The following is a 4,763-nucleotide window of genomic DNA, read 5'->3' on the forward strand; positions in this document are numbered from 1 at the left end:
TCGAGGATCTGCCCAGCCCGTACGGTCCGGCCGTGTTAACCAGCGTGCCCGCCGTTGATCGACCGGAGGCCGGTCGATGACCCTGGCCGGCGTGGTCGCCGCGGCGATGTTCATCGGAGTGATTGCCTATGCACTGTTGGGTGGCGCCGACTTCGGTTCCGGTTTCTACGATCTGACCGCCGGCAGCGGTCGCGACGCGGGCGAGCTTCGGTTGCTGGTCGATCACAGCATTGGGCCGGTATGGGAAGCCAACCACGTGTGGCTGATCTACGTTCTGGTGTTTTGGTGGACCGCGTTTCCCCGAGCGTTCGCCGCGGCGACGACCACCTTGTTCATCCCGTTGATGCTGGCACTTGCCGGGATCGTGTTGCGGGGCGCCAGTTTTGCGTTCCGCAAGTACGCGGCGACATTCAGCCAGGCCAGATTGTTCGGCGCGATCTTCGCCGGGTCGTCGCTGATCACCCCGTTCTTCCTGGGCACGGTGGCCGGCGCGATCGCGTCGGGCCGCGTACCGGCCGGCGGATACGGCGACCGACTCGGCTCGTGGCTCAACCCGACATCACTGATCGGCGGCTGCCTCGCAGTCACCACGTGTGTGCTTCTGGCCGGAGTGTTTCTCACCGCCGACGCCGCCCGGGTTGGCCTTCCCGGACTGGCGGAGCGGTTGCGCGTCCGCACCCTGCTGGTCGGGATCCTCAGCGGCCTCATCGTGTTCGCGGGTCTGTATCCCATCCTTCGCGACGCGCCGACGCTCAGCCACCGGTTGCTCGGCGCCGCCTTCCCGCTGCTGGTGGTGGCTGCGCTCGCCGGCGCCATCACCCTACTTCTTCTTTATCGCCGAAGTTACTCTCTGGCACGGGTTTCCGCGGCAGTGGCCGTCGGTGCCGTCATCTTGGGGTGGGGTGCTGGCCAGTATCCCTGGATGCTGGTCGATCAGCTCACCATCAATGGTGCAGCCGGCGCACACACCACGCTCACCGCACTGCTGCTCGTCGCCGCACTCGCCGCGGTCGTCGTGCTACCGCCACTGGGCTATCTGCTGTGGCTCACCCAGACCGAGAAGTGGAGCCGACCCTAGGGATAATTAGTTTAGCCAACGTACCGGTCACACGCCAGCATCGCGCCACCACGCGCAATAACTCCTCGTCCCTCCTGTCTGTGCATTCCGCTGACAAAGGTCCCGTCCAGCAAGTCACCATCGTGAACGGGAGCGCCGACCCGTTCATCCACGAAGCCGATGTGGCTGCGGTGCTCGCCGCGGCGTTGCTCGACCACCGCCTTGCCGGGCAAAAGATCTCGATCACCGGCCCGGAGCCGGTCACCCACACCGAGATGGTCACCACCATCGGTGCGGTGATTGGTAGGTCGCTGCGCTATGAAGAGATCTCGCCTGCGCGAGCCGCGGACGACATCGTTGCGCTCGGGCTACCACGATCCTTCGCCGAGGCGATGATGGCCCGCTACTCGCGCGACCTCGATAGGCCGACCCCGGCCACCGACGGGGTGAAGAAGACCCTTGGCCGCCCCGCGCACACCTACGCGGAATGGGTCTTCGATCACGCCACAGCCTTTCGAAATTTACCGGCCGCAACGCAACCGAGCTAGAACCCAACTCTCGCGCCCTCCGACTCCGATCGGGGTCGCCAAACTGTCCTCGGCGGTTTCACGCGAGGCGACCCCTTCAGCGTCACGCACCGAGGCACGTTCCTTTGGTGTGCCGTGCCAGAGATCGTAGGGCGGGTTGTCGGTATAGCCGCGTTCGGTGCGACCTCCGACTCGAGAGGTAGCGCACATCGACGTCCTCGACCACGTCACGTGAAGTCCCTATTGATGATTATCACCAAACATGACAGTATTACTAGGTGACTAATTTCGACCCCGCAACGGGACCCGAGGAAATGCTCGACTGGGACAGCGTTTACAAACAGGAATCCGATGTCTTAAAGGGACCGGCTCCGTGGAACATCGGCGAGCCCCAGCCAGAACTCGCCGAATTGATTCGGCAGGGCAGGTTTCGGGGCGACGTACTCGACGCGGGATGCGGATTTGCCGAATTGTCACTGCGTCTGGCCGCACTGGGGTACACCGTGGTCGGTATCGACGTCACGCCGACAGCGGTCGCCGCGGCCGCGGCGGCAGCGGCCGAGCGCGGCCTGTCCACCGCGACCTTCGTGCAGGCCGACGCCACTTCGTTTACCGGCTACGACGGCCGGTTCTCCACTGTGGTGGACAGCACGCTGTTCCATTCCCTTCCGGTCGGGCTCCGTGGCGACTACCTGAAGGCCGTTTACCGTGCGGCCGCCCCGGGCGCGTCCTATTTCATCCTGGTGTTCGCCACGGGCGCGTTCCCTGCGGGATTGACAGGCAAGCCGAACGAGGTGACCGAGGACGAGCTGCGGGCAGCCGTCGCCAAGTATTGGATCGTCGACGACATTCGCCCAGCATCGATCCACACGTTGCTGCCCCAGGTCAGCAGCGCGGCGCCACCAGTTTCTTTCCCGGCCTACGAGATCGACGAGAAGGGCCGGCCGAAGCTGGCGGCGTGGCTGCTCACCGCGCACAAGCCGGGCTAAGACGAGCGAGTTCGTCCGCGAACCGCACGCGACCTACGACCGATCGTCGGCAGAAAGAGCCGGCGACGGCACTCGACACGAGGAGGCACCGCAAATGAAGATCACCGTGTTCGGCGCGACAGGCGGTATCGGCAGACAACTGGTCGCACAAGCACTCCGCCGCGGGCACGACGTGACCGCGGTGGTGCGTGACGCTGACCGCTTGCCCATCAGCGACGCCGCGCTTGACGTAGTAATCGTGCCCGGACTCGAGCAGGCCGACCCACTGTGTCCTGCGCTAATTGGCAGCGACGCGGTCCTCTCGGCGGTGGGCCCGCGGGGCCGGAAGGACGGCCCGGTGGCGTCGACGAGTACCCGCACCATCCTGCGCGCGATGCAGTCCACGCGAGTGGCTCGATTGGTCGCGGTGAGCGCAGCTCCGGTGGGGCCCGTCCCCGACGGCGAGAGTGCGCTCAATCGCTGGCTGCTCCTGCCGATCGTTGGCACGGTGCTGCGAAGCGTCTACACGGATCTGGGCGAGATGGAGGCCGAATTGCTCCGCAGTAGCGCGGCGTGGACTGTGATTCGGCCGCCAAAGCTCGTTGACAAGCCGGTCACCGGAATCTACCGAACCACGTTGGGGGCCAACGTTCCCCGCGGCTTCTCGATATCGCGGGCTGACGCCGCACACCTGATGCTCACTGCATTGGATCAACCCGCGACGGTCAAGCAGGCTGTCGGCGTCGCCTACTGACAACACTTCGAAGGGAGTATCGACGATGACGACCACTACGTATGTCGCTGTGACTCTGATTGCCGTTGCGGCCAACGGATTTTCGGGAATTGCCGCTTTGCTGCACATGAAGGCCATTCTTCCCGGGATGGCGAAAGCCGGCGTCCCCGAATCATGGCTGACCTTCCCGATCGGAACGGCCAAGACCGCTTGTGCGATAGGTCTGGCGGCCGGCCCGCTCGGCCTGCATCTCGTCGGTGTCTCCGCCGCAATCGGTCTCGGCCTGTTCTTCGTGTGCGCGCTCTACACCCACATTCGAGCCAGTGACTACAGCGCGCAGTTCGCTCTCGCGATCGGCTTCCTGGCCCTCAACGTCACTGCGCTCGTATTGGCGCTACGGGTGTGAAGGACGCCGGACACCTATCAGCACGTGAGGAGCCGCAGAACCGGGCATGGCAGTGTCGATCGTGGGCCGACCGTCCGCCCCGCCGCGTGGTCGGAGCGAGGGCGATCAGTCGCTCACTACCCCCAACACGCCCAGTGCGGCGTTGACGGTGAGCTGCGCCAGATTCTCGTCGATCGGCCCGGTCGGCAGGATCGCGCGCATCAATAGCGGCCCCGTCAGCAGATCGCAGATCCACTCGGTGTCGAAGGCGCCCGGGATGTCCCCCCGCTGGACCGCTCGCTCCAGGGCGCGGGCAGTCGACCGCCGCCGCGGTGTCACGAACGCGTCGAAGAGCTGCGAACCGAGCGTCGTGTCGCGCGCGGCTTCGTCGAGCAGCCCGGGGAGTGCCCGCATCACCAATGGGTCGGCGAAGAACTCGACCTGGTTGCGCTGGACGGCGAGCAGATCACCGCGCAATGAGCCGGTCTCGACGGCAGGGTTCAGACCGAATCGGCGACCCACGCCGCGATGAGATTGTGCGCCAGCTAGGGATGGCGACGGTACACGGCTTGGCGAGTGGTGCCGGCCCGCCGCGCGATCGCGTCGATTGACGCCGCCAGATATCCCTCCGCCGTCACCGACTCGGTCGCAGCATCAAGGATCGCGGTGTCCAGCATCTCAGCACGGGGTCGCCCCGACTTGATCCCTCGTATCCGCCGACGAAGGCGTTCCTCGATCGGTACGTGGACTCGGCTTTCGATCCGTACCTGTGTCCGGTCATTGGTCGTGCATGTGCATGAGGGAAGGTCTGGGCGCCAACCTTTGTGAGGGCACAACCTGTCGCGTAGGTACCTGTCGACGTGCCAGCGCGATGGGCTCGCGCCTCGTTACGCGGATGCCGTCTTTCTCGTTCGCGCAATTAGCCAGAGGGCCGCCAAAACGGGGACAACGATGTACGGCCCGTTCAGGACGTAGAACATCGTCCAGTTCAACGGCTGCACATCGCCGGTCAGTTCCTCGACGAAATAGATCCCCACCGTCGCGACCTCCATGCCGGCGAGTGGCAGCACGACGTACGGGAGCCACGACGAAC

At 65.2% G+C, this 4,763-nt stretch carries 8 protein-coding genes; 5 read left to right on the forward strand and 3 right to left on the reverse strand.

The genetic code is table 11. The features are described from left to right. Window positions 1-76: 76 nt before the first annotated feature. The 5 genes from QOI01_RS29105 to QOI01_RS29125 all read left to right on the forward strand — a co-directional run bounded on the left by QOI01_RS29105 (window position 77) and on the right by QOI01_RS29125 (window position 3,691). Window positions 77-1,078 carry a cytochrome d ubiquinol oxidase subunit II gene (locus QOI01_RS29105; RefSeq protein WP_526386614.1) on the forward strand — a complete coding sequence of 334 codons (1,002 nt, stop codon included), beginning with the start codon at window positions 77-79 and terminating at the stop codon, window positions 1,076-1,078. Continuing rightward, window positions 1,063-1,605 carry a hypothetical protein gene (locus QOI01_RS29110; protein ID WP_526386615.1) on the forward strand — a complete coding sequence of 181 codons (543 nt, stop codon included), beginning with the start codon at window positions 1,063-1,065 and terminating at the stop codon, window positions 1,603-1,605. Before QOI01_RS29105 ends, QOI01_RS29110 begins: the two co-directional genes overlap by 16 nt. Window positions 1,606-1,898: 293 nt before the next feature. Beyond that, window positions 1,899-2,573, forward strand: coding sequence for a class I SAM-dependent methyltransferase (locus QOI01_RS29115; RefSeq protein WP_526386616.1), 675 nt, complete (start codon window positions 1,899-1,901; stop codon window positions 2,571-2,573). A gap of 94 nt (window positions 2,574-2,667) precedes the next feature. Continuing rightward, complete coding sequence (locus QOI01_RS29120) at window positions 2,668-3,306, forward strand: NAD(P)-dependent oxidoreductase (protein WP_526386617.1); 639 nt, start codon at window positions 2,668-2,670, stop codon at window positions 3,304-3,306. A gap of 25 nt (window positions 3,307-3,331) precedes the next feature. Continuing rightward, complete coding sequence (locus QOI01_RS29125) at window positions 3,332-3,691, forward strand: DoxX family protein (protein WP_526386618.1); 360 nt, start codon at window positions 3,332-3,334, stop codon at window positions 3,689-3,691. A 105-nt stretch (window positions 3,692-3,796) separates the two neighbouring features. Here QOI01_RS29125 and QOI01_RS29130 read toward each other — a convergent pair whose 3' ends face one another. The 3 genes from QOI01_RS29130 to QOI01_RS29140 form a co-directional block, all read right to left on the reverse strand. Beyond that, a complete protein-coding gene (locus QOI01_RS29130) occupies window positions 3,797-4,192 on the reverse strand; it encodes a TetR/AcrR family transcriptional regulator C-terminal ligand-binding domain-containing protein (RefSeq protein WP_526386619.1) in 396 nt (131 codons plus the stop codon). 23 nt (window positions 4,193-4,215) lie between these two features. Further along, window positions 4,216-4,347: a TetR family transcriptional regulator gene (locus QOI01_RS29135; protein WP_526386620.1), complete on the reverse strand. Its 132-nt coding sequence runs from the start codon at window positions 4,345-4,347 to the stop codon at window positions 4,216-4,218. A gap of 210 nt (window positions 4,348-4,557) precedes the next feature. After that, window positions 4,558-4,763: hypothetical protein (locus QOI01_RS29140; protein WP_526386621.1), on the reverse strand; the 206-nt coding region annotated here is incomplete at its 5' end.

This window comes from Mycobacterium sp. (genome assembly GCF_032162605.1).
Lineage (GTDB): Bacteria > Actinomycetota > Actinomycetes > Mycobacteriales > Mycobacteriaceae > Mycobacterium.